At 71.2% G+C, this 20,975-nt stretch carries 14 protein-coding genes; 5 read left to right on the plus strand and 9 right to left on the minus strand.

Annotated features, from left to right (window positions below):
• Positions 1-12: 12 nt before the first annotated feature.
• From IH68_RS60020 to xylB, 9 genes are all read right to left on the minus strand, one after another.
• Entirely contained in the window at positions 13-3,441 is a 3,429-nt protein-coding gene (locus IH68_RS60020; protein WP_199932003.1) for a non-reducing end alpha-L-arabinofuranosidase family hydrolase, read from the minus strand.
• A 524-nt stretch (positions 3,442-3,965) separates the two neighbouring features.
• Entirely contained in the window at positions 3,966-5,489 is a 1,524-nt protein-coding gene (locus tag IH68_RS0145435) for an aldehyde dehydrogenase family protein (RefSeq protein WP_030948726.1), read from the minus strand.
• 114 nt (positions 5,490-5,603) lie between these two features.
• Positions 5,604-6,935, minus strand: a complete 1,332-nt coding sequence (locus IH68_RS0145440; RefSeq protein WP_234341803.1) for a GAF domain-containing protein — start codon at positions 6,933-6,935, stop codon at positions 5,604-5,606.
• 110 nt (positions 6,936-7,045) lie between these two features.
• On the minus strand, positions 7,046-7,645 hold the full coding sequence (locus IH68_RS0145445; protein WP_030948731.1) for an N-acetylmuramoyl-L-alanine amidase: 600 nt from the start codon (positions 7,643-7,645) through the stop codon (positions 7,046-7,048).
• Between the two features lie 31 nt (positions 7,646-7,676).
• On the minus strand, positions 7,677-8,690 hold the full coding sequence (locus IH68_RS0145450) for an acetamidase/formamidase family protein (protein WP_030948734.1): 1,014 nt from the start codon (positions 8,688-8,690) through the stop codon (positions 7,677-7,679).
• Positions 8,687-10,177, minus strand: a complete 1,491-nt coding sequence (locus IH68_RS0145455; RefSeq protein ID WP_030948737.1) for an APC family permease — start codon at positions 10,175-10,177, stop codon at positions 8,687-8,689. Before IH68_RS0145455 ends, IH68_RS0145450 begins: the two co-directional genes overlap by 4 nt.
• A 183-nt stretch (positions 10,178-10,360) precedes the next feature.
• Complete coding sequence (locus IH68_RS0145460) at positions 10,361-10,903, minus strand: FABP family protein (RefSeq protein WP_030948740.1); 543 nt, start codon at positions 10,901-10,903, stop codon at positions 10,361-10,363.
• 88 nt (positions 10,904-10,991) lie between these two features.
• Positions 10,992-12,200 carry an ROK family transcriptional regulator gene (locus IH68_RS0145465; RefSeq protein WP_030948743.1) on the minus strand — a complete coding sequence of 403 codons (1,209 nt, stop codon included), beginning with the start codon at positions 12,198-12,200 and terminating at the stop codon, positions 10,992-10,994.
• Between the two features lie 10 nt (positions 12,201-12,210).
• Positions 12,211-13,653 (minus strand): xylulokinase, encoded by a 1,443-nt coding sequence (gene xylB / locus IH68_RS0145470; RefSeq protein ID WP_030948745.1) that lies wholly within the window; start codon positions 13,651-13,653, stop codon positions 12,211-12,213.
• Between the two features lie 196 nt (positions 13,654-13,849).
• Here xylB and xylA point away from each other — a divergent pair, with 196 nt between their 5' ends.
• The 5 genes from xylA to IH68_RS0145495 all read left to right on the plus strand — a co-directional run bounded on the left by xylA (position 13,850) and on the right by IH68_RS0145495 (position 20,944).
• Positions 13,850-15,016, plus strand: coding sequence for a xylose isomerase (gene xylA / locus IH68_RS0145475; RefSeq protein WP_030948748.1), 1,167 nt, complete (start codon positions 13,850-13,852; stop codon positions 15,014-15,016).
• 168 nt (positions 15,017-15,184) lie between these two features.
• Entirely contained in the window at positions 15,185-15,598 is a 414-nt protein-coding gene (locus IH68_RS58790; RefSeq protein WP_030948751.1) for a hypothetical protein, read from the plus strand.
• Positions 15,599-16,203: 605 nt separating this feature from the next.
• Entirely contained in the window at positions 16,204-17,607 is a 1,404-nt protein-coding gene (locus IH68_RS56820) for a hypothetical protein (protein ID WP_051834060.1), read from the plus strand.
• Positions 17,608-17,615: 8 nt separating this feature from the next.
• On the plus strand, positions 17,616-19,382 hold the full coding sequence (locus IH68_RS52185; RefSeq protein ID WP_051834061.1) for an FHA domain-containing protein: 1,767 nt from the start codon (positions 17,616-17,618) through the stop codon (positions 19,380-19,382).
• On the plus strand, positions 19,379-20,944 hold the full coding sequence (locus tag IH68_RS0145495) for a serine/threonine-protein kinase (protein ID WP_063763603.1): 1,566 nt from the start codon (positions 19,379-19,381) through the stop codon (positions 20,942-20,944). Before IH68_RS52185 ends, IH68_RS0145495 begins: the two co-directional genes overlap by 4 nt.
• Positions 20,945-20,975 lie beyond the last annotated feature (31 nt).

Below are 20,975 nucleotides of genomic sequence, written 5' to 3' on the forward strand. Positions count from 1 at the left end.
TGTGCGCACGGGTCAGCGCTGCAGAGTGAGGACGCCCGGCCGGTACGGCAGTTTCTCGTAGGAGGTGCCGTCCGAGCTGGGGGACCTGCCCTGGTAGAGGAGCTGCAGGTTGCAGGGGTCGATGGTCATGGTCTGGTCGGGGTTGTTGCGGACCAGGTCGCCGTGGCTGATGTCGTTGGTCCAGGTGGCGCCGCTGTTGCCCTTGCCCGCGAAGGGGTTGGACTCGGTGGCGGCCTGCGGGGTCCACGGACCGTTCAGGCTGGAGGCGGTGAACGAGCGGAAGAAGCGCTGCTCGGTCGCACCCCGGGCCTCGACGATCATGAGGTACTGGTTCTGGCCCTGGACCTTGTAGACCTGCGGCGCCTCGAACAGGTTCTTCGCCGAGTCGGTCATGACCGTCGTGGAGGACGAGCCGAAGCTGCCCGGGAAGTTCCCTATCGGCATGGTCGACTTGAAGATGCTGCCGTCGTCATTGGCGAAGAACAGATACATGTTCTGGTCGTCGGCGATCAGGGTCGGGTCGATCGGACCGCCGGTGGGGGTGCTGCCGGTGAACAGCGGCTGCGGCGCGGACCAGCCGTTGGGGTTGGTCGGGTCGCTGGACGTGCGGTAGGTGAAGGGCCACTGGGTGCCCCATCCCAGAGAGGCCAGCACCCAGATGTTCTTGGGCGCGAAGTAGAACAGCTGGGGCGCCACCGCGGAAGAGCTCATCGCGGTCTGGGGGGCCGTCGCCATGTCCGACCAGTTCGTGAAGGGGCTGAAGCCCATCGAGTGCCAATTACCGTCGGAGTAGGTCGCGTAGACCAGGTGCTTGCCGTTGTACGTCGTGGTGGTGAAGTCCTTCAGCGAGTACCACCCGTTCGCCGGCTGTGCCAGCGGACCCGTCGAGCTCCACCGGTACGTCGACGGAAGAGCACACGAGTTGGTCGTGCCGGACAGGCCGGTCCACTTCTGGTTGCTGGCGCCGGTGCACGACCAGAGCTGCACCGCCGTGCCGTTGGCCGTGGCGGCGCCCGACACGTCCAGGCACAGCCCGGACTCCACGCCGACGACCGTGCCGTCGGCATTCACCCGCCACTGCTGGTTCGTGCCGCCGTTGCAGGACCAGATCTCCACCTTGGTGCCGGCCGTGGTGGCGTGGCCCGGGACGTCGAGGCACTTGGTGGTGCCGTCGTCCGAGTCCTGGACCGCGAACGCGCCGACGGCGGTGGAGTTGCCCGCGATGGCGAGCAGCTTGCCGCTGTTCACGTTGCGGATCTTGTAGGTTCCGTCTCCCTGGTCGAGCAGCGTCCACTTGTGGTCGGCGGTGCCGTTGTCCGACCACTGCAGGACGGTCGCACCGTCTGTTGCGGCCATGTTCAGGACGCCGAGCACCTTGCCGCTGTGGGCATTGCGGAAGCGGACCGCGTTTCCGTCGGTGATCATTTGCCAGTCGTGGTCCGCGGTGCCCGAGTCGGTCCACTGCAGGGCGCGGCCACCGTCGGCCGTGGACATGTTCTGGATGCCCAGCACGAGGCCGCTGCCCACGTTGGCCAGACGGACGGTATTGCCCGAAGTGTCCCAGTAGACGGTGTAGTTGACGCCGTGCGCGTCGTGGAACGGGCCCAGGTTGACGGTGGAGCCGCCCGCGGTGGCGGTGAAGGCGAGCGAACTGCCGCTGGTCCGCTTGACCGATGACGTGTTCAGCGTGGGGAGCGAACTGAGCGTGGTGTCGCCGTAGTTGCCGGACAGGACCACCGGGCCGTAGGTGATCGCGGCGACGTTCGCGTTGTCGTTGGCCGGTCGTATGCCGACCCGCATGGGCAGACGGACGGTGACCGTGTCGCCGGAGGTCCACGAGCGGCTCAGGGTGGCGTAACTGCCGGGCGTGGCGGTGATGTTCTGCGCGACGCCGTTGACGCTGACGGTGGCACCGGTGGTCCAGCCCGGGATGCGGATGCGCATCGCCCAGGTTCCGCCGACATTGCCGGTGACTCGCAGGGTCGTGGTGTCGCTGACGGGGTACGACGTGGTCTGGGTGACCGTGATGCCGCGCTCCGACCAGTTGAGCACCGAGGGCACGAACATGTTCACGATCAGCGTGTCGTCACTGTGGAAGTAGATGGAGTCCATCAGCCTGGTGTGCATCTCCAGGCCCGTGCCCTGGCAGCACCAGAAGGTGCCGTAGTCGGTGCTCCAGGTGCCGCCGCCCCAAGCCGGGCCCACACCACGGCGGCCTCCCGGGTCGAGCGGGGTGAAGTAGGTGACGTGGCCGTGGTCGTCGGCCGGGTTCTGCTGGCCGATCATCTGGTTCAGCCACGCCCGCTCGTAGAAGTCGAACAGCGCGGCACGGTTCGGATCCAGCGCGAACAGCTCTCGGGTGAGGGTGAGCATGTTGACGGTGTTGCAGCTTTCGCAGGTGTCCTTGTTCAGGTAGCCGGAGATGGCGTTCGGGGTGCGGAAGTGCTCCGCCTGGCTGTTGCCGCCGATGGCATAGGTGTGCGCATTGACGCAGAAGTTCCAGGCGTTGGTGGCGATGTCCCGGTAGCGGCTCGTGCCGGTGGCCTTGTACTCCCGGGTGGCCCCGATCCACTTGGGCACCTGGGTGTTGGCGTGCAGACCACTGAGCTGGTCCTGGCCGGACGCCAGGGGGTCGAACACCGCGGCGTGATCGAACCGCTGGGCGACGCTGAGCCACCGTGCGTCGCCTGTCTGCTGGTAGAGATCGGTCAGCACGGTGTTCATGCCGCCGAACTCGGTTCCCAGCATGGCCTGCATCTGCTGGCTGCTCAGCCGGCCGGTGCGCCAGTCGACCCATCCCGCCAGGGCGAGCAGCACGTCCCGGGCCTGTGTGCTGCCGATGTGGCGCCACACATCCAGCAGACCGGCGAGGGTCTTGTGAATGGTGTAGTACGGCACGTTGCCGTTGCTCAGGGTCCGCTGCTCGAGAGCGGTGAAGTCGGACTCGGGGTAACCGGACAGGTATCCGGCGTTGAAACCGGCGGCGCTGTTGTTGGCCTGGCACTTGGCCAACTCCGCAACCATGGTGGTTGCCTTGTCCCGGCAGGTGGTGTCCCCGGTCACGGCATACAGCTGTGACCATGCCGTGAGGAAGTGCCCCTGGATGTGGGTGCGGAAGGGGAACGTCGGCCCGTCCCAGCCGCCGGTCGCGGCTGCGCCGTTGGTGGACAGCTTGTGGTTGGCGCGGAAGTTGTACAGCAACCGGTCGACGTCCACGAACCGCAGGTAGTTCTGGGTGCGGTTCTGGTTGTCCAGCCACCGGCTTGCGGTGAGCCGGACCTGGCCGAGCTCGAAGGGGTCCGCGGAGACCCCGATGTCAGCCCTGGCGGGAGGTATGGCCGCATGGGCAGGAGATGCGCCGATGAAGGACCCGGTGGCAGAGGCGGCTGCGGTGGCCCCGGCCAGTTGCAGGAGGCGCCGTCTACTGACGGAGGAAGACATCTTGCACCTTTCGGTGACGGCATCACGATTGCCTGGTCGTGATGGGGTGGCGGCTCACATGTCCGGCGGTCTGGTGCAGCACGTCACGGGCTTGTCTGCTGCCGATGTGGCGCCATACCGCCACCGGGCCGGACTGATCCGCGTGGGCAAGGCGGCAGCGCGGCTCGGAATGGAGGCCCGGGGTCCGTAGGGGTCTCGGACCACTCGGCCCTCTCCAGTGACACATGGGATGGATTAACGGATATGAAGGTGTCCGGTGTCTAGCCTTGCGACACAAAATCCATGCCTGATCGCCTATTCGTCAGGCGGGCGTCCGTGCGGCGTCCCTGACGTCGAGCCAAACATTGGATGTACCATGGGAGAGCGTGGAGTGCGAGTGCAGGACAAGGGTGGCTCGTGCTGTTGACGCGGTTCCCACCCTGCCTGCGCTTCGGTGCTGTTGCTGCTGTCGAAGCGGACCCGGAAGTGCGTCGGCAAGGGCGCCTGACGGGCATCTGCCCAGGTCAGGCGCCCTTTTTTGGTGTCTAGAAGAAGCCCAGCTTCTTCGGCGAGTAGCTCACCAGCAGGTTCTTCGTCTGCTGGTAGTGCTCCAGCATCATCTTGTGCGTCTCGCGACCGATGCCGGACTGCTTGTAGCCGCCGAACGCCGCGTGCGCGGGATAGGCGTGGTAGCAGTTGGTCCAGACGCGGCCCGCCTGGATCGCCCGGCCCGCCCGGTACGCCGTGTTGATGTCCCGTGTCCACACGCCCGCACCGAGCCCGTACAGCGTGTCGTTGGCGACCTTGATGGCGTCGTCGAAGTCGTCGAAGGATGTCACGGAGACGACCGGGCCGAAGATCTCCTCCTGGAAGATCCGCATGCGGTTGTCACCCTCGAAGATGGTGGGCTGGACGTAGTAGCCGCCCTTCAACTCGCCGTCGTACTCGATGCGTTCGCCGCCGGTGAGGACCCGGGCGCCTTCCTGACGGCCGACGTCGAGGTAGGAGAGGATCTTCTCCAGCTGGTCGTTGGAGGCCTGGGCGCCGATCATCGTGTCGGTGTCCAGCGGGTGGCCCGGCTTGATCAGCTCGGTGCGGGCGACCGCCGCCTCGATGAACTCGGCGTAGTTGCCACGTTGCACGAGCGCCCGGGACGGGCACGTGCACACCTCGCCCTGGTTGAGCGCGAACATGGTGAAGCCTTCCAGGGCCTTGTCGCGGAAGTCGTCGTTCTGGTCCCAGACGTCGTCGAAGAAGATGTTGGGCGACTTGCCCCCCAGTTCCAGGGTGACCGGTTTGATGTTCTCCGAGGCGTACTGCATGATCAGCCGCCCCGTCGTGGTCTCACCCGTGAACGCCACCTTCGCCACCCGCGGGCTGGACGCGAGCGGCTTGCCCGCCTCCACCCCGAAACCGTTGACGATGTTCACCACGCCCGGCGGCAGCAGGTCCGCGATCAGGCTCATCCAGTAGTGGATGGAGGCCGGGGTCTGCTCGGCGGGCTTGATGACGACGGCGTTGCCCGCGGCGAGGGCGGGGGCGAGCTTCCACACCGCCATCAGGATCGGGAAGTTCCAGGGGATGATCTGCGCGACGACGCCGAGCGGCTCGTGGAAGTGGTACGCCACGGTGTCGTCGTCGATCTCGCCGAGCGAGCCCTCCTGCGCACGGATCGCGCCCGCGAAGTATCGGAAGTGGTCGATGGCGAGAGGGATGTCGGCGGCCAGCGTCTCCCGCACCGGCTTGCCGTTCTCCCAGCTCTCGGCGACCGCCAGCTTCTCGAGGTTCGCCGCCATCCGGTCGGCGATCTTCAGCAGGATGTCCGAGCGCTCGGTGACCGACGTGCGGCCCCACCCGGGGGCGGCCGCGTGCGCCGCGTCCAGCGCCCGCTCCACGTCCTCCGCCGTACCGCGCGCGATCTCGGTGAACGGCTGCCCGTTCACCGGCGACGGGTTCTCGAAGTACTGTCCGCGGGCCGGCGCCACGTACTCGCCGCCGATGAAGTGGTCGTAGCGCGCCTGGTAGGAGACGATCGCGCCCTCGGTGCCGGGCGCCGCGTAACGGGTCATGCTGGTCTGCCTCCCTCGAAGCGCTGCCCGCCGTTGGGCAGCTCCGGTCGGGAGGCTAGGGACGGCGACGTTGCAACTACGTTGCCGCGAGCGCCGGGGACCGGCCCTCGGGCGCTACGACGGTATGCCTCCCCGGCGAACAGCGGCGCCGGGCCAGTCGGCCGGTGCCCCCAACTCGCCCTCCAGCGCCGCCAGTCGGGCCCGGACCGTCGCCGTCGGACGGACCACGGCGAGAGCCCGCCACACGTCGAGGTCGTCCTCGCCCCACGGCGCGTGCGCCCAGTCGGCCAGCAGATCGGGGTCGCGGCGGGCTATCAGCGCCGTACGCAGGGCTTCGGCGAGGCGGTGCCTGAGCCGCACCACCGCCGGGGCCTGCGAGCCGGGCAGCAGCGGCCCCGCATACGCCGTCGCGGCCGCCGTGACCGCACCGGTCTCCAGCCGTCGCTCGACGACGGCCATGTCGCACTCGACGGGCACGGTCAGCCGGTACGGCCGCGAGGCCAGCAGCCCCGGACCCAGCACCCTGCGCAGCCGGGCCAGTTCGGCACGCAGAGTAACCGGCGTCACCGACTCGTCCTCGTACAGCGCGCACAGCAGCTCGTCCCCGGTCAGCCCCTCCGGGTGACGGGCCAGCAGGACGAGGATCTCGCTGTGCCGGCGGCTGAGCCTGATCCTGCGCCCGCCGGTGAGAAGGTGTGCCTCGTCCCGGCCCAGCACCGTCAGCTCGGGGGTGTCGGCGCCGGGCCGCTCCGGGGTGAGCAGCGCCAGCTGGGACTCGGCGGCGCGCGCGACCGCCTGCACGAAGCCCAGGCTGTGCGGATGCGCGAGACCGTCACCGCCGGTGATGTCCACGGCGCCGAGCACCCGCCCGGTCCGTGGATCGTGCACCGGAGCCGCCGCACAGGTCCAGGGCTGCACCCGGCGGATGAAGTGCTCGGCCGCGAAGACCTGCACCGGCCGGTCGACGGCGACCGCGGTCCCCGGAGCGTTGGTGCCCATCGCGGTCTCCGCCCAGCGGGCACCCGGCACGAAGTTCATCCGTCCCGCATCCCGGCGGGTGGCCGGATGCCCCTCGACCCACAGCAGCCTGCCGTTGGCGTCGCACACCGCGAGCAGATGCTCCCCGTCGGCCGCGAACGTTCCCATCAGCTCACGGAACAGCGGCATCACCCGCGCCAGCGGATGCTCGGCCCGGTAGGCGCCGAGATCGCCGTCCACCAGCTCCACGCTCGCCGTGCCGTCGGGCCCCACCCCGGCCCGGGCGGAGCGCCGCCACGACTCGGCCACCACCGAACGCACCGGACGCGTCACCGTGCCCGCCTCGGTGAACGTCTCGTGCGCGCGACGCAGCATCCGCGCGTGCTCGGCAGGGTCGGCCCCCGGCTCCAGGGCCACCCACGGATCGGTCAACTCGGCCTCCCCGAAAGGTGATGCGGCTGAGGACATCGTCACTCCCGGTGCGCGCGCCGACAACCGTTTCGACCAGGTCACCCGAATGACGGCCGGTCCACCCGGCCGACGGTCTTCTCGCCGGGGTCAACGGTCTCCCGCCGCGGTCAGGCGAGGTCGACGAGCTTTATGTAGTGCGCCCAGTCCCAGTGGGGTCCGGGGTCGGTGTGGTCCGTCCCCGGCACCTCGTAGTGCCCGATGATGTGGTCCCGGTCCTTCGGGATGCCGTACTTCGTGCAGATCGCCGCCGTGAGTCCGGCCGACTGTCGGTACAGGGCGTCGGTGAAGTATTCGGGCCGGTCAACCCAACCCTCGTGTTCGATACCGATGCTGCGCGTGTTGTAGTCCCAGTCGCCCGCGTGCCAGGCGATGTCGGCCTCCCGAACGCACTGCGCCACGTGCCCGTCCGCCGAACGCACCAGGTAGTGCGCGGTCACCTTCTTCTCCGGGTTCTGGAAGATGGCGAGCGTCTTGGCGTACGTCTCCTGCGTGACATGGATGATCACGCAGTCGAGGGGATAGGACGTGGGGCGGTCCGATGCCGTGTAGTTGGATGTGCTCGCCGGCTGCCACTCCGCCCCCGGGTAGTCGACGGCCTGGTCCTGCGCCCCGGCCCGCGCGTCGGGAAGTAACGCGTACGGGACGGCGGCCAGGACAGCGCCCTTCAGGAACCGCCGTCTGGATGTGCTGGGTCTTGCCCGTTCCATGAAGCCGTGCCTTTCGGTCAGCGGGGGAGGCTCAGCCCCGCAAACTCGTCGCGATCTCGCGCAGCTGCGCGTGCACGCCGCGATGAGTCTCGCGCGCGGGCAGCCACTCCTTGCGGATCTTGGCCACGCAGGTGTAGTTGGTGTCGCACACATTGGCCAGCGGTGACTCCACCGCCTGGGTGGCGAACTGGTAGGCGTCCAGCTCACTGAAGCCGTAGTCGCGCACCAGCCACTGCACCAGGTCGAGCTGCGATATCCGGAACGCATCCTCCAGGGGGCGGGCCGACCCCGTGGAGATGATGTGCGTGTCCGACTCGATGCGCGGCCAGGGCGTGGCGAGCCCCCTGAGCAGTTCCACGATCACCACGGTGTTCATCGCGCACTCGACCGCGACGCCGCAGGTCTCGCCCTCGCCTTGCCGAGCGTGCCCGTCGCCGAGGCTGAGCAGCGCGCCCTCCACATTCACGCCGAGGTAGCAGGTGACGCCGGCCCGCATCTCGGGCGTGTCCATGTTGCCGCCGTGCGCGTCGGGTACCAGGGCCGAACGCACCTCGAGGTTGGCTGGGGCCACGCCCACGGTGCCGTGCATCGGGTCCAGGGGCAGCTCGGCCTCGATGTCGCTGTCGTGCGCCCGGAACAGCGCCGTGCGGCGGCTGCGGTCGAGCTGCCAGATCCACACCGTCTCCGGCAGCGGCGGCTGGAGCGTGGCCGTGGTGTGCGTGGAGGTGAGCGCGCCGAACAGCGGGACCGTGGTCGACGCGGCCCAGTCGCGGGCCGGTTCGACGGACACGAAGTGCACGGCGACCGTGTCACCCGGTTGGGCACCCTCGACGTGGAACGGTCCGGTCTGCGGATTGAGGAAGGGGAACTCGCACACCTCGGACACCAGGTCCTTCTCGGACCGCACCCGCCCGGCGAAGCAGTCCTCTGTGTACAGGTCGAGGACCGTGCCGGGCGCGATGCGCGCCACGGGCGGGGCGCCGCCGAACGTCCAGGCGTACTCGCCCGGCTCCGGCCGGACGGTCAGGATGCGGGGGTCGCTCATGGGTGTGCTGCTCCGTTCTGCACAGGGCCGGTCGGGGAGGGGTCGTCGAGGTGGACGCGGGCGGTCTCGGATATCCGCTCGGGATGCCGCCGCATGAGCACCAGCAGCACCACGACGCCGACGGCCATCCACACGGCGACGACCGGTCCCGCGTAGGAGACGGGCGCGGTCAGTGCGGTGACGAAGTCGAAGACGGGCAGGCCCGCCGCGGTCAGCAGCGCGGGCACGAACGCGATGATGCCCAGCAGCGGCAGCAGCAGATGCCGTACCGGTTTGAGCAACTCCCGCCTGCGGCGAAGGAAATAGCCGGCGCAGGAGAGGTTGACGACGATGTACACGCCGATCACGACGGTGACGATCACCGTGGCGAGCAGCAGGAACGCCGTCACCGGGTCGTAGCCGAAGCCGAGCCCCAGCACCGCACCGACCGCCACCACGGTCTGTACGGCGATTCCGGCGACGGGGGAGCGGTGTCTGGGGTGGAGCGTGGCGAAGAGGCGGGGCAGGACGCGGATGCAGGCCAGGGCGAAGGCCGTACGGGTGGAGACGTTGGCGCATGCGTTGGCGTTGGCGATCGTCGAGTTCACCACGGCCAGGAACACCAGCACCCAGAACAGGCCGAACGACGCCCGTGCCACACCCTCCCAGGACGCTGCGCCGGAGGCCCCGAACTTCGCGAACCGGTCAGGCCCGACGTACACCGTCATGGCGTAGGTGGTGACCACGTAGAACAGGCCGATCCCGAGCGCCGCGCCGAGTACCGCCCGGTGCATGGTGCGGCGCGGGTTGCGTGTCTCCTCGGCGAGCGGCGCCGCGGCCTCGAACCCGGCGAAGGCCAGTACCGTGTACACCGACCCGGCGAATACCCCGCTGACCCCGTGGTAGCCCTCGGCCGTGTGCGAAGTGCCGAACACCGAAAGGGTGTTGTCCGCTCCCGCCTTGCCGATCAGCCAGACGGCGAACACCAGGAGGACAAGGACCTCGAAGACGCCCAGGACGGTGCCGAAGCGGGCCGAGGCACGCACCCCGAAGTACCCTGTGGCCGCGATGATCGCCGCACCCGCGAGCGCCCAGGGCCACCACAGGTCTGCCGGATAGGAGGACCACTCCTGGTGCAGCGTGCCGGCCGTGGTGAAGCCGAGCTGCAGAAGCAGCAGCGGCGGCACCAGCGCCTCCACGAACACATAGCCCCAGCCGACGAGGAAGCCGACCGCCGGATGCAGCCCCTGCGCCGCATACGTCGACACCGAGCCCGCCGCCGGGAGCTCACGCGCCAGCTCGGCCACGCAGGACGCGGTGAACAGGCAGGCCACCAGCGCGATCAGCACGGCCAGTGGCAGACTTCCGCCGGCGAAGGCCGCGCCCGACGGAATGGACGCGGCGACGGCTGCGGCCGGTGCCATGGCCGTGATGCTCTGGAACAGCACCTCGCGCAGCCCGATCGCGTCGCGCCTGAGACCTACGTCCGCTGTCACATCCCCCGACATGTGAATCCCCCTCAACCCACGCCGACTTGCCCCACGCCGCCCGACCCGGCGGGAGTGCCTCGCGTGAATCACGGTACGGCGCTTGCGAGTTGGGCAGAAGGGCGCAGCGTGCTTCGGTGGACGACGGTGCGAATGTGGAAAACCCGGCCACCCGTACGGGTGAAGCCGACGGCTGGGCGCGATCTACTGCGTACGCCGCAGGCTTGCCGAGAGATGGTGCTGCAACGGCCGGCCGACCGCCGCGAGGTCGAAGGCGAAGGTGAGGGTGTCGTCGTCGGCGAGGGTGTAGCGGCGGCGGGTGGCGGTGACCTCCTTCGCGGTGGGGGTGAGCGCCACGTCGTGGGTGGAGAGGTCCACCGTGCCCTCGCCCGCCCGGCCGACCGCGATCTCCGCAATCCCGGTGGGCTGGGTGATCAGTGCCTCCACCCGGCCCTCGGGCTGAAGCCGCCACCAGCCGCTCTCCCGGGCCGCCGGACGCAGCGGTGCGCCGTCGGCATCGAGCAGCCAGGCCCGGGCCTCGTAGTGGAGGAAGGGGCGCCCGTCATGGCTGAAGACGACCTCCTGCCCGTACGCGAAGTCCCCGTCGAGCGTCGGGTAGCCGCCCTCGCCGCGGCCCTGCCATGCACCCAGGAGGCCGAGCACGGGCGCGAGCAGAGGGTGTGGTGCGGGCGGTGCGTCCGGCCGCCGGCTGTCGGGGTACGGGTGCTCAGCTGCTGGGTCGAACACGGTTGCGCTCCTCGGGTCGTGCCGGTGCCGGGGAAAGCCTAAGGCGGGTGCAGGGTGCTGATCCGGAACAGCGGCGCGGGTGCCGGGGTCAGGCTCGTTCGGCCACCGCCGCGGGGTCGTCCAGCACCGCCCGCACCACCGAGTGCGCCGCGCCCAGCAGGGGCCCTTCCGGGCCCAGCCGCGACACGGACACCGGACAGGCGGGGCCCGCGGTGCGCCGGTCCAGCTCGGCCTCCAGCGACGGCAGTAGCCACGGCGCGAGCCCGGCCAGCGCGCCGCCCAGCACCACGCCCTCGGGATCCAGCAGGTTGACCGCCCCGGTCAGCGCGATGCCGAGCGCCTTCCCCGCGTCGCGCAGCGCACCTCGTACGTCCTCGTCGCCCTCTGCGGCCCGGCCCGCAAGCAGCCCGACCCGGTCCTCGCCCGGCTCCAGGCCCGCCGCCCGCAGCACCGCCTCCTCACCGGCGTACTGCTCCAGACACCCGCGCCCGCCGCACGGGCAGGCAGGCCCCTCCGGCTGCACCGGGACATGCCCCAGCTCGCCCGCGAAACCACGCGTCCCGCGCAGCAGCCCCCCGGCCACGACGACCGCCGCGCCGATACCGATCTCCGCCGAGACATGCAGGAAGTCGTGCGGGGTGCGTTCCCCGAGCCAGAGTTCGGCGAGCGCACCGAAGTTGGCCTCGTTGTCGACGGTCAGCGGGATGTCGGTGGGCAGCAGCGCCCCGATGTCGGTGTCGTGCCAGTCGAGGTTCGGGGCGCGTACGACGGTGCGGGCGTCGCGCGCCACCAGGCCCGGCACGGCCACCGCGAGCCCCGCGGGCCACAGCCCCTCGCGCTCCGCCTCGGCGACCACCCGGCGCACCAGATCGGTGAGTTCCTCGATCACCGGCTCGGGCAAGCGGCCGCGGTTGGCGCCGTGTCGCACGGCACGCGCGCGTACCTGTCCGCGCAGGTCGACCGCGCAGACCGCGAGGTGGTCCACGCCGATCTCGGCGCCGATGCCGGCGGGGCCGTGACCGCTGACGGCGAGCGCCGAGCCGGGACGGCCCACCCGTCCGGGCCGCTCGGGTCCCAGCTCTTCGAGCAGTCCGGTGCGTATGAGCTCGTCGACAAGGGTCGACACGGCCGCCCGGGTCAGCCCGATGCGGGAGGCGACGGTGGCTCGGGAGAGCGGTCCCTCGGCGCTGACGGTGTGCATCACCCGGGCGAGATTGCGGCGGCGCATGCCCTGCTGGGTGTCGGGCAGCGCCCGCCCCGGGCCGGCCGGGTGGGCCTCGTGCAGCGGTGCGGTCATGCCCCCGTCCTCAGCTGTCGGTGCTCCGCTCCAGCAGCGGGGCCGCGTCGGAGAGTACCCCGGCGATCCTCGCCAGCGTCGCCTCGTCCCGCTGCACGGCCTCCAGCACCGGGCCCGCGGCGGTGTTCCAGCGCCGGGCGACCGAGGCCGGATCCTCCCCGGTCAGCAGGCCCGCCGCCTGCGCCGCGGCGCCCAGCGCGACCAGTTCCTTGGCCTGGGGCACCTGGACCGGGCGGCCCGACAGGCGGCGTACGGTCTGCTGCCAGGCCGTGCCCCGGGCGCCCCCGCCGATCAGCAGCAGCGGCGTCGAGCGGTCCGCGTCCTCGTCGAGGACCAGGTCGAGCGCGCCGAGCAGCGAGTGCACGGCGCCGTCGTAGGCGGCCTGCAGGAGCTGACCGCCGGTGGTGTCGTGGCGCAGCCCGTGCAGCAGGCCGGAGGCGCTGGGCAGGTTGGGGGTGCGCTCGCCGTCCAGGTAGGGCAGCAGGGTGATGCCGATGGCCGGTTCGACGGCCTCGCGGTCCAGGCCCAGCAGTGTGGCGACGCGGTCGACGGCGAGCGTGCAGTTCAGGGTGCAGGCCAGCGGCAGCCAGTCGCCGTGGGCGTCCGCGAAGCCCGCCACCGTGCCGGTCGGGTCGGCAGGGCGCCGCTTGGAGACCGCGTACACCGTGCCCGAGGTGCCCAGGCTGAGCACGGGGGTGCCGGGACGCAGCCCGAGGCCGAGCGCCGCGGCGGCGTTGTCACCCGTGCCCGGCGCGACCAGGGTGCCCTTGGAGAACGGCAGGTCGTGGCTGTCGCGCACGGTGCCCGCCACCTCACCGGGCCGGACCACCCGGGGCAGCAGCGCGGGATCGAGCCCCACGTGCGCGAGGGTCTCCTCGTCGTAGGACTCCGTCCCCGAGGCCCACCACCCCGTACCGGAGACGTCGCCGCGGTCGGTCGTGCCCTGCCCGGTCAGCCGCTCGGTGAGGTAGTCGTGGGGCAGGCGCACCGCCCTGGTGGCGCGGACCGCCTCCGGCTCGTTCTCGGCCAGCCAGGCCCATTTGGTGACGGTGAAGGAGGGGCCGGGCACGCTTCCGGTGCGCTCCGCCCAAGCCTTCGGGCCGCCCAGCTCCTCGACCAGCCGGCGGGCCTGCGGCGCCGAACGCACGTCGTTCCACAGCAGCGCCGGGCGCACCGGCTCGCCCCGCTCGTCCAGCGTGACCAGGCCGTGCTGCTGCCCGCCGATCGAGACCGCGGCGGCCTCGTGTGCCGCGTCACCGCACTGGTCGAGCGCCGCGCACAGGGCGTCCCACCACTGGCGCGGGTCGCTCTCGCGGCCGGCCCCGGAGGAGACGGTGTGCGGTGCCTGGCCGCTCGCGACGACCTGACCGGTGGCCGCGTCGACGACGAGCGCCTTGGTGGACTGAGTGGACGTGTCCACGCCGACGACGAGCGGACCCTCGGCTGCTGACATCGGGCTCTCCCTTTTTCCGCGGCTCTGCGGGGCTCTGACCTGCTGGTTCGAGGGTTCCCGGGCCATGGCGACCCGGAACCTCACCCCTTCGGGGACATCTTGTCCCTTCCCAGCGATGCGTTCGCATACTAATTTGTAAACCGCCATGACGAAATAGTCGTGAGGCAACCGTCGCAAACAAGCAAGGAGCCGCGGCATGAGCTACCAGCCCACCCCCGAGGACAGGTTCACCTTCGGCCTGTGGACCGTCGGCTGGCAGGGAAGGGACCCGTTCGGCGACGCCACGCGGCGTGCCCTCGACCCGGTCGAGACGGTGCAGCGCCTGAGCGAGCTCGGCGCCTACGGCGTCACCTTCCACGACGACGACCTGATCCCCTTCGGATCCTCCGACACCGAGCGCGAGTCGCACATCAAGCGCTTCCGCCAGGCCCTCGACACGACCGGCATGACCGTGCCGATGGCCACCACCAACCTCTTCACCCACCCCGTCTTCAAGGACGGAGCGTTCACCGCGAACGACCGCGAGGTGCGCCGCTACGCCCTGCGCAAGACCATCCGCAACATCGACCTCGCGGCCGAGCTCGGCGCGAAGACCTACGTCGCCTGGGGCGGCCGTGAGGGCGCCGAGTCCGGCGCCGCCAAGGACGTACGTGTCGCCCTCGACCGCATGAAGGAGGCCTTCGACCTCCTCGGCGAGTACGTCACCTCCCAGGGCTACGACCTCAAGTTCGCGATCGAGCCCAAGCCGAACGAGCCCCGCGGTGACATCCTGCTGCCCACCGTCGGTCACGCCCTCGCCTTCATCGAGCGCCTGGAGCGCCCGGAGCTGTACGGCGTCAACCCCGAGGTCGGTCACGAGCAGATGGCCGGGCTGAACTTCCCACACGGCATCGCGCAGGCCCTGTGGGCGGGCAAGCTCTTCCACATCGACCTCAACGGCCAGTCCGGCATCAAGTACGACCAGGACCTGCGCTTCGGCGCCGGCGACCTGCGCGCCGCGTTCTGGCTGGTCGACCTCCTGGAGAGCGCCGGCTACGACGGCCCGCGCCACTTCGACTTCAAGCCGCCGCGGACCGAGGACCTCGACGGTGTGTGGGCCTCGGCCGTCGGCTGCATGCGCAACTACCTCATCCTCAAGGAGCGCGCGGCCGCCTTCCGCGCCGACCCGGAGGTGCAGGAGGCCCTGCGCGCCTCGCGCCTGGACCAGCTCGCCCAGCCGACCGCCGGCGACGGCCTTGAGGCCCTGCTCGCCGACCGCAGCGCCTTCGAGGAGTTCGACGTCGAGGCGACCGCAGCGCGCGGGATGGCCTTCGAGCACCTCGACCAGCTGGCCATGGATCACCTGCTGGGGGCTCGCGGCTGAACGGCACGCGTACACGTGCGCGTGCGTGCTTGATCCGTATGCGCACGCACGCGTGCCCGAGCGACTCCCGCGCGGAATGCCCCGGAACCGTACGGTCCATGGCATGGGGCCGTATCAACTTCCGTGCGGGGGTCGCCGCCTGCCCGATCTGCCGCGACTCTGGACGGTATGGCCACACCGCCGGTACCGCCTCGACCGCCCGGCCCGCCGGGTGACACACCGCCAGCGGGCGGCGGGTTCGGACCACCTCCGACCTACGGCGACGGGCAGCCGTCCCCGCCACCGCCCAGGCGACGGCGCAGCCCGCTCTTCGTCCTCCTGGTCGCCCTCGCGGCGGTCGCCGCAGTGGCCGTCGTCGTCCTGATGGCCTCCGACCACGACGACTCGCCCGACAAGAAAACACCCAACGGCACCGGTGCGAGCTCCGGCCGCACACGGTCGCCGTCCCTGAGCATTCCGACGGAACTGCCGAGCAAGCTGCCCAGCAGACTGCCGTCGAAGCTGCCCAGTGGACTGCCGAGCAGTGTCCCGAGCGACCTTGAATCGCTGATTCCTTCCTTGGGGGACGTCGACCTGCCATGACGCGAGGTCAGGCACCGTGAGAAGACACCCCACGATGCCAACGGCCAAGCGGCCAAGCGGCCAAGCGGCCAAGCGGCCAAGCGGCCAAGCGGCCAAGCGGCCAAGCGGCCAAGCGGCGAAGGGGAGTGCAGGGGGTGACTGTCCGCAGGCTCGGCCCGGATACTGCGGACAGGTAGTTCGTCTTCTCCATGACCCTGCCCGGGCTGCTCGTCGTGCTGACCCTGCTGGCCTTCGGCCGCGTGCGCAGGCGGTTATTGACGGTCTGCATCTTCGGTCGCCTGCGGACCCATGCGGAGTGGGCTCGATCGCGTCCTCCAGGGAGGCCGGGAGGGCTGAGGGATGTCGGCTCCGACTGTTCGCCATTTCGTTGGTGGGTCGACGGGTCGGTGGCCACATCTGATCGGTGAGTGCGCGGCGCGGTCGAGGTGCTCGGTGCCCGGCAACTGCCCTGCTCGTTGCACTTGCGCCGTCCATGCCAAGGCTCTATAACGTCTCCAGCAGGTATCGGCGGGGATGGCCGGAAATGGCAGTTGCCGCCGACCAGGGGGGATCCTCGGCTCCGTCGCGATCGGCATCAGTGCCCCCGGAGCGATGGAGACCGAACCATGACCAACGACGCATATCGTGCTGCCCTGACCCGCCTGGCCGTCGACCCGGCCTTCCGTGCCGAACTCGACGGCGACACCGGCGAGGTTGCGCGAAGACTCGGCCTGTCGCTCGCCCAGGTCGCCGAACTCCGCTCCCTCCGCGTCGAGTCCGCCACCGACGGGGGACCGGCCGCTCTCGACCCACGGCTGTCCAAGTCGTCCCTGTTCTTCGGAAGCGCGGCGCACGCGCTGGCGCATCACGACATCACCGCTGACCACACCGTCCCGGTCGACCACCACGCCGAGGTGACGCACGAGGCCTCCACGACCCACGCCGTCCCGGCTGAGCAGGTCTCAGGCGATCACGATGCCGGTGCCCCGGCCTCCACCGAGCAGGGCTACGACCTGTCAGGTCCCGCCGGGGGCCAGGAGGGCGCCGCCGGCCTGGACACGGCAGCCACCGGTACCCACAGCCTGCTCGGCGGCCCCCTGCTGGACCGGTCCCCGGCCGAAGTGGCCGGCGAGCTCGGCCAGGTGGGCAACTTCGGTGAGTTCGGAGGGTTCGGGGACCATGTCGGCGGTCGCGCCGAGGGGGGCTTCGGTGACTTCGGCGCCGGGGGCGACGGCGGGTTCGGCGGCGCCGAAGGGGACTTCGGCGGGTTCGGTGGCGGTGCCGACGGCGGGTTCGGCGGTGGTGGCCTTGGCGACGGCGGCTTCGGTGACGGCGGTGCGGGTTCCGGTGGGTTCGGCGACTTCGGGGGCCATGGCGGCTTCGGCGGTGCCGGCGGGGAAGGCGGCGGGGACGCCGGTCACTTCGGCCACGGTGGCATCTACGACCGTGACGGCGGCGAAGGCGGCGGCGGCGAGGGCGGCGGCGGCGAGGGTGGCGGCGGCGAGGGTGGCGGCGGCGAGGGCGGTGGCGACTCGGAGAACAGCAACCGTCCCAGTGGTGGTGGTGGCCATGGCGGCGGTGGCGAGGGTGGTGGCGGTGGTGGCGAAGGTGGTGGCGACCCCGAGAACACCAACCGTCCCAGTGGTGGTGGCCATGGCGGCGGTGGCGAGGGTGGCGGCGGCGGTGGCGAAGGTGGTGGCGACCCCGAGAACACCAACCGTCCCAGTGGTGGCGGTGGCCACGGCGGCGGTGACGGTGGGGGCGACGGAAACGGCGGAGGCAGCCACGAGAACATCGGTCGGCGTCCCGGCGGTGTCGGTGAGCCCGGCGGTGGTAACCGCATCATCGTCCAGGGTGGCCTGCCCGCCTCGGGCGAGGGTGGCAACGGTGCTCACATCATCGTCCAGGGTGGCCTGCCCGCCTCCGGCCTCGGAAACGCCGCCACGCACCTGCCGGACTCGGGCCCCGCCGCGGAAGGCGACGCAGGTTTCGACGGCGGAACGTTCGCCAGCGGTTCCGGCGCAGGCTGAGCCACCGCATGCTCTGCCGTGTCTGCCGCGTCCACGTGCGGCGCGACTTCCCGTACTGCCTGCACTGCGGTACCCCGCGCCGGGGTGCCGCGTCGACCTCGTTCGCCGCACCCCAGTTGCGCGGCCTCGACGAACCCACGCTGCTCGTCTCGCTGACCGCCCCGGTCACCACGCTGGGCCGGGGCGAGGACAACGACGTGGTCCTGTCCGACACCAGCGTCTCGCGCCGCCACGCCCGCATCGTCCGCACCGCTGAGGGCTTCCGGATCGAGGACCTGGACTCCTTCAACGGCACCGCCGTCGGCGGCGTCGACCTGCACGGCGGTGCGGCCGGCCTCGCCGACGGCACCGAGCTGTCCGTCGGCGACGTACGCCTGGTGTTCGAGCAGCCTCGCGACACCCGGATCGGCTCGCGCACGATGGTCGTCGGCACCCAGCTGACGCAGCTGCCCACCGCCGGACAGGCCGGGCAGGAGGAGGCCCCCGAGGCGAACGGTCCGCTCACCGCGCGCCCCCGCCGCCGTTCGGGCTGGGCCCTCAAGCAGATCCCGACCGAACGCGGCGCACCCCGCTGGGTGCTCAACAGCACCAGAACAGGGCGCTATCTCGAACTGGACGAGCGCCAGGTCTTCCTGTGGCACGCCCTTGACGGCGATAACACCGTACGGGACCTGCTGTTCGCCTACGCCGACCGCTACGGCGAACTCGCCCTGCCCCGCATCGAGTCCGCGCTGGCCGCGTTCGCGGACGCCGGGCTGCTGCGTGGCCTGCCCGGGCGGCCGGAGGAGGAGCGGCCGAAGGGCTGGCGGCGGGTGGCGCGTGCCGTATACCGGGCGCTGCTGAAACTGGAGGTGTCCGTCCCCGGCCTCGACCGGCTGGTGACCCGGCTCTACCAGGCTTTCGGCTGGCGGCTGTTCACCCGGACCGGGGTGCTGCTCGCCTGGCTGTCGGTGACCGGTGGCCTCGCCGCGTTCTTCGCCGCGCAGGGGCGGCACCATCTACTGGACTTCGGCGGGGCGGGCGTGTGGGGCCCGGTCGTGCTGGCCGCCGGATATGTGAGCGCGCTGCTCGTCCACGAGCTCACGCATGCGCTGGCCGTGAAGTCGTACGGCCGCAAGGTCAGGCGCGGCGGGTTTCTGCTGATGATGGGCATGCCGTTCGCGTTCGTGGACACCAGCGACATGTGGTTCGGCTCCCGCTGGTCGCGGGTCGTGGTGGCCCTGTCCGGGCCGCTGTCCACGGCGGCGCTGGCCGGCTGGTGCGCCACGGGCGCGGCCCTGCTGCCCGCGGGACCCGCCTCGGCCGTCCTTTACCACCTCGCCTTCGGCCTGTATCTAAACACCCTCTACAACTTCAACCCGCTGATGCCGCTGGACGGTTACCAGGCGCTGACCGACGCCCTGCGGGTGCCCCGGCTGCGCGAGGAGGCGAGCGCCTACTTCCGCACGGGCCTGTGGCGAGACCTGCGGGCGGGCAACCGGCCCGGCCCCCGCCAGGCAGGCCTCGCCGCCTACGGCCTCGCGGTCGTCGTAGGCACCTACGGCTTCCTCGGCCTCGCCCTGCTGGCCTGGCGCTCCCGCATCGGCGACCTGCTGGACGGCCGACTGGCCGAGCCGTGGCCCACGGTGATCGAGGCGGCCGTGGTTGCCCTGGTCGCCTTCCCGGTGTGGTCCGCGCCCGCCCGCTGGCTGCTGCGCCGGGTACGGCGCCGCCGGGACGCGAGGGACGTACCGCGGGGGGCCGGGCTCCCCGCGCCGGTGGAGGGGACGGCATGAGCCAGGACAAGGACACCGAGGGCGGCTGGGCCGTACCCGGCTACGCGGCCGTCCGGACGCTGGGAGAGGGAGCCGGCGGCCGGGTCGTCCTCGCCCGGCACACCGCGACCGGCGTCCCCGTCGCCGTCAAGTACCTGAGTGAACGCCTGCGCGCGGACCCGGAGTTCCTGGCCCGCTTCCGCGCCGAGGCCCGGCTGCTCGGCGAGCTGCGGCACCCGTTTGTGGTGCGGCTGTACGAGTACGTCGAGGCACGCGCCGGCGCCGCGATCGTGATGGAGGCCGTGGACGGCGTCAGCCTGCGCCACCTGCTGCGCCGCCACGGGGCGACCGGCCCCGAGGCAGCGCTCGTCCTGCTCAAGGGCTCCCTCCTGGGGCTGGGCGCGGCCCACACGGCCGGGGTGGTGCACCGCGACTACAAACCGGAGAACGTCCTGGTCCGCGCCGACGGCACCAGCGCGCTCGCCGACTTCGGCATCGCGGTGCGCAGCGGCCGGGAGACCGACGTCGCGGGCACGCCCGCTTACATGGCGCCGGAGCAGTGGAACGGCGAGCCCGCCGGACCGGCGGCCGACGTCTACGCGGCCTCCGCGGTGTTCTTCGAGTGCCTGACCGGCCGACGGCCGTTCCCCGGGGACGACATGACCGCGCTGCGCCTGCAGCACCTGCGCGCACCGGCCCCGCTGGACGACGTACCCGCGCCGGTGCGCGGACTGCTGCGCGCGGGCCTGGCGAAGGACCCGGCGGACCGGCCCGGCGTCGAGGCGTTCCTCGCCGACCTGGAACGGTCCGCCACCGAGGGCTACGGCGCCGGCTGGGAGGAGCGCGGCCGCCGCCGACTGGCCGAACTCGCCGCGCTGCTGGCCCTGTTGTTCCCGTTCACCGCGACCGCGACACTGGACGGGCCGGCCACCGCGCTCACCCTGCTGGGCCGGCTGAAGCGCGGGGGATGGAAGGTGGCGACCGGTGGGGTGGCCGCGCTGGCGGTCGTCGCGGGCGGAGCGACGTACGCGACGGGCCGCCCGCACGACACGTCCACGACGGTGGCGAGTTCGACCCCCGCGCCGGTCAACTCACCGACAGTACGGGTCACTTCACCCTCCTCATCCCCTTCGGTGAGCAGTGCCCCGCCCACAGCCGACACCTCGCCCACCACCACCCCCTCGGACAGCCCGTCGGCCTCGCCCACGCCGTCCACGGAGACGACCGCACCGGCCGGGACGCCGACGACCGAGTCCCCAGGCCCGCCCACCCCGGGCACGGTCACCCTCACCATCGGCTCCTGGCAGCGTGGACAGAAACCCGGCACGCTCGTCGCGGCGGTGACCGTCGAGACGACAAGCACCGGTCCGCTGACCGTCACCGCGAACTACTACGTCGACACACCCGCCGACCCGTACGGCTCCCAGGCCCAGTCCCTGTCCGGGAGCACGCGGTACGACCTGACCTTCGAGGCCGATTTCTCCAACCACCCGTGCCGAGGGACCTGGATGGTCTCGCTCAGCAGCGACCCGGCGGCAGCGAACGGTCCCCAGACGGCCTCCCTGGACGCACCGCCGTGCTGACCACACTCCCGAGGGCTCCGAGAGCCACTCC

It is taken from the genome of Streptomyces sp. NRRL S-646 (assembly GCF_000720765.1).
GTDB lineage: Bacteria > Actinomycetota > Actinomycetes > Streptomycetales > Streptomycetaceae > Streptomyces.